Source organism: Nocardia sp. NPDC004722 (genome assembly GCF_053601505.1).
In genome coordinates this window covers 1-4,390 of sequence record NZ_JBSGBY010000671.1, presented here as the reverse complement: position 1 = coordinate 4,390, position 4,390 = coordinate 1, and the positions used below count along the sequence as shown (strand labels likewise).

Here is a 4,390-nt window from a genome sequence, read left to right as displayed (position 1 = left end):
GCTGGCCATCGCGAAATACGAAGACCGGTACGTGATTCCGACCGCCGCGATGGCCGATGCGCAGCGGCTCGAGGAGTCGGCGCTGCCGAGTGAATGCAGTCTGGACTACGAGGGCGGGCCCGGTATGGGCGCGGACGGTCCGCTCGGTGGCGGCTCCGGGCGCAAGTCGCTGCCGCTGGTCACCATCGAGAGCTTCCACGCCATGCGCAAACAGCAGACCGCCGACGAGGTGGAGGAGTCGAGCCGATGACCCCGATCAGCGACGAGGTCGCGGTCGTCTATCGCATCGCGGCGGCCTGCCTGGCTTATCCGGGCGACGAATTCAACGACTCCCTGCAAGCCTTCGACACGGTGACCGCCGCCATCCGCCACCCGGCGGGTGCGCCGCTGCGCGAATTCCTCAGCGCCGTCACGCGATTGTCGGAGGCCGCGCACACCACGGCCTACGTGGACACCTTCGATTTCACCAATCGGCACAGCCTGTACCTGACCTGGTGGACCGACGGCGACACCCGCAACCGCGGCATGGGACTGGTGCGGTTCAAGGAGCACTATCGCGCACACGGTTTCGACTTCGACGATTCCGAACTGCCCGACTTCCTGCCCGCCGTCCTGGAATTCAGCGCGCTGTCCCGCACCGACACCCTGCTCAACGAGCATCGGCCCGCCCTCGAACTGCTCCGTATCGCCTTGGCAGAGAAGAACAACGACTACGCGCTCGTGCTCGCCGCGGTGTGCGCCACCCTGCCCGGGGCCTCGCCCAAGGACCGCGCGCAAGCCAAGGCCATGGCCCGCAGCGGCCCGCCCCGCGAAACCGTGGGCCTCGAACCCTACGGCCACCTCGGAATGCTTCCCCTGCTGACTGGAGACCGTCGATGAGCATCTTTCTGTGGGGCGCACTGCCATACGTCGTGATCGTCCTGCTCGCCACCGGGCTGGCGTGGCGCTACCGCTACGACAAGTTCGGCTGGACCACCCGTTCCTCGGAACTGCACGAGTCGCGGCTGCTCAATATCGCCTCGCCGATGTTCCACTACGGCATCCTGTTCGTGTTCCTCGGCCACATCATGGGACTGTTCATCCCGTCCGCGTGGACCGACGCGATCGGCCTCAACGAGCATGCCTACCACCTGATGTCGCTGTTCGCGGGCACCGCGGCGGGCATCCTCGCGATCGTCGGCATCGTCATGCTGATCTACCGCCGCCGCACCAACGCCGGTGTCTTCCACGCCACCACGACCAATGACAAGGTCATGTACGTGGTGCTGGTCGGCGCGATCTTCATGGGCCTGTGGGCCAAGCTCGCGCACGCGAACATTCACGAGGGCTACGACTATCGCGAGACCATCGCGCCGTGGGCGCGCAGCATCTTCCTGCTGCACCCCCGCGTCTCGCTGATGGAGTCGGTCCCGGTGCTGTTCCAGGTGCACGCCGTCATCGGCATGGCGCTGCTGGCGCTGATCCCGTTCACCCGGCTGGTCCACATGTTCAGCGCGCCGGTGCAATACCTGTTCCGCCCCTACATCGTCTACCGCAGCCGCGACCCCAAGCAGCTCTCGGAGCGGCCCGCCCGGCGCGGCTGGGAGCGCATCGACGCCGGGCGCTGAGAGCCCGTCTCAGGCCGGACGGGGCCAGCTCCAGTTCGCGACCTCGGGAATGTCCTCGCCGTGTTCGCGGGTCCACAGGCGGGCCGTCCAGCGCGCGTCTTCCATGTCCTGACGCAGCACCGCGGCCTGCTGGCGCAGGCCGGGGACCCGGTCGATGACGTCCATGACCAGGTGGTAGCGGTCGATGTCATTGAGCATGACCATGTCGAACGGTGTTGTGGTGGTGCCCTTCTCCTTGTAGCCGCGCACGTGCAGACCGGCGTGGTTGGTGCGCCGGTAGGTGAGGCGGTGGATGAGCCACGGGTAACCGTGGAAGGCGAAGATGACGGGGCGGTCGGTGGTGAACATGGTGTCGAATTCCCGGTCTGACAGCCCGTGCGGGTGTTCGCCCTCCGGCTGCAGACGCATCAGATCGACCACGTTGATGACACGAATCCGCAACTGCGGCAACCGCTCCTGCAGAATCGAGGCGGCCGCGAGCGTCTCCAGGGTGGGCACGTCACCGGCGCAGGCCAGCACCACGTCCGGGGTGGTGCCCGGATCGTCGTTGTGCCCCGCCCATTCCCAGATGCCCGCGCCGCGCGCGCAGTGCACCGCCGCCTGCTCGACCGAGAGCCAATCCTCTTGCGGCTGTTTGCCCGCCACCACGACATTCACGTAATGGCGTGAGCGCAGGCAGTGGTCGTAGGTCGAGAGCAGGGTATTGGCGTCCGGCGGCAGATACACGCGCACGATCTCGGGCGACTTGTTGAGCACCACGTCCAGGAATCCGGGGTCCTGATGGGTGAAGCCATTGTGGTCCTGTCGCCAGACATGCGACGAGAGCAGGTAATTCAGGCTCGGGATCGGCAAGCGCCACGGCACGGCCGAGCTGGCGTCGAGCCATTTCGCGTGCTGATTGAACATGGCGTCGACGATGTGGATGAACGCCTCGTAGCAGGTGAAGACGCCGTGGCGGCCGGTCAGCAGATAGCCCTCCAGCAGGCCCTGGCACATATGCTCCGACAGCACCTCGATCACGCGGCCGGTGCGATCCAATTTCTCGTCGTACTCACCGATTTCGGCCTGCCAGTCGCGGCCGGTGACGGAGAGGATGTCCTGTAGCCGGTTGCTGGCCAGCTCGTCGGGGGCGAAGGTGAGGAAGTTCTCGGGGTTGGCGGCGGTGACATCGCGCAGCCAGGCCCCGAGCACCCGGGTCGCCTCGTGCTTGGACCCGCCGGGACCGGCGACCTCGACGCCGTAGGAGCGCCAATCGGGCAGGCGCAGATCGCGCACCAGCGTCCCGCCATTGCTGACCGGGTTGGCGCTCATCCGCCGACCGCCGACCGGCACCAGCTTCAACAGCTCCGCGATCGGCCGCCCCTCCGCGTCGAACAGCTCGCCGGGCCGATACGACTCCAGCCACTGTTCCAGCACCGCACGATGTTCCGCATTGGTGCGCGCCCCCGGCAGCGGCACCTGGTGGGCGCGGAAGGTGCCCTCGACCGGTTCACCGTCGACCACCGGCGGGCAGGTCCAGCCCTTGGGGGTGCGCAGCACGATCATCGGCCAGACCGGATGCGCCCCGTCGCTGCCCTCGCGGGCCGCCCGCTGGATGGCCGCGATCGCGTCGAGGCACTGGTCGACGGCGGCGGCCATCGCCTGATGCACCGCCGCCGGGTCGCTCCCGGAGACCAGGACCGGGTCGTAGCCGTAACCGCGGAACAGCGACAGCAGCTCCGACTCCGGAATGCGCGCCAGGAGCGTCGGATTCGCGATCTTGTACTCGTTGAGCGCGAGAATCGGCAGCACCGCGCCGTCACGCAGCGGACTGAGGAACTTGTTGGCATGCCAGCTCCCGGCCAGCGGTCCGGTCTCCGCTTCACCGTCGCCGACCACGCAGAACACGGTCAGATCCGGATTGTCCAGGGCCGCACCGAAAGCGTGCAGCAGCGAATAGCCGAGTTCGCCGCCCTCGTGGAAGGAGCCGGGCGTCTCCGGCGCGCAGTGACTCGGGACGCCGCCCGGGTAGGAGAACTGGGCGAACAACGCGGCCATGCCCTCCGCGTCGCGGGGAATGTGGGTGTAGAGCTCGGAGTAGGTGCCCTCCAGCCACGCACAGGCATTCGGCCCCGGACCGCCGTGCCCGGGCCCGGCCACGAAGACCGCGTCCAGATCCCGCGCCAGGATCGCTCGATTGGCATGCGCCCACACCAGATTCAGGCCGGGCACGGTGCCGAAATGGCCGAGCAGCCGGGGCTTGATCTGCTCGGGTTCCAGAGGCGTCCGCAGCAGCGGGTTCGAGCGCAGATAGATCTGCCCGACCGCCAGGTAGTTCGCCGCCCGCCACCAGGCGTCGATGGTGCTCAGTTCGTTCCGGTCGAGCGGGCCCGCACTGTCGTCCAGCCGGTACGGGCGCGGCGGGACGGTCTCGCCGCCGCGACCGCCGACATTGTCGGCGGAGGTGTCTTCCGCATTGGTCAACTGCGTCATCAGCCGCATCTCCTCACGTTTCGGGACAGCGCTTCGCGGGACCTTCGACAGTGGAGCCGAAGCCCACGCTACCCGTGCGGCCGAACAGCTTCGAGACCGAGCGGTACGGGTTTAGGCTGGCAAATACTTCGTAACCACAATCCAGCGGACCCGGACGGAGCGTTATGGGATACCGACGGGGTGTAGGAGTGGTGTGCGCGGCCGTGGTGTTGACGGTCGCCATGGGGTGCGGGTCATCGACCTCCGATAAGTCGCAGGAGCCCGCTTACGCCGCGACGTTGCGGCCCCTCATCGAGAAACTGATGAAAGAC

3 protein-coding genes and 1 pseudogene are annotated in these 4,390 nt (G+C 67.4%); 3 read left to right on the top strand and 1 reads right to left on the bottom strand.

Annotated features, from left to right (window positions below):
• The 3 genes and pseudogenes from narY to narI form a co-directional block, all read left to right on the top strand.
• A pseudogene (narY, locus tag ACWELQ_RS39425) lies at positions 1-250 on the top strand (nitrate reductase subunit beta); the annotation flags it as partial.
• Complete coding sequence (narJ, locus tag ACWELQ_RS39420) at positions 247-879, top strand: nitrate reductase molybdenum cofactor assembly chaperone (protein WP_452402107.1); 633 nt, start codon at positions 247-249, stop codon at positions 877-879. The pseudogene narY and the gene narJ, both read left to right, overlap by 4 nt.
• A complete protein-coding gene (gene narI / locus ACWELQ_RS39415; RefSeq protein ID WP_452402106.1) occupies positions 876-1,607 on the top strand; it encodes a respiratory nitrate reductase subunit gamma in 732 nt (243 codons plus the stop codon). The genes narJ and narI overlap by 4 nt, the downstream gene beginning before the upstream one ends.
• Before the next feature lie 9 nt (positions 1,608-1,616).
• Here the strand turns inward: narI and ACWELQ_RS39410 are convergent, their stop codons facing one another.
• Positions 1,617-4,079 carry a phosphoketolase family protein gene (locus ACWELQ_RS39410; RefSeq protein ID WP_452402105.1) on the bottom strand — a complete coding sequence of 821 codons (2,463 nt, stop codon included), beginning with the start codon at positions 4,077-4,079 and terminating at the stop codon, positions 1,617-1,619.
• Between the last annotated feature and the right edge of the window lie 311 nt (positions 4,080-4,390).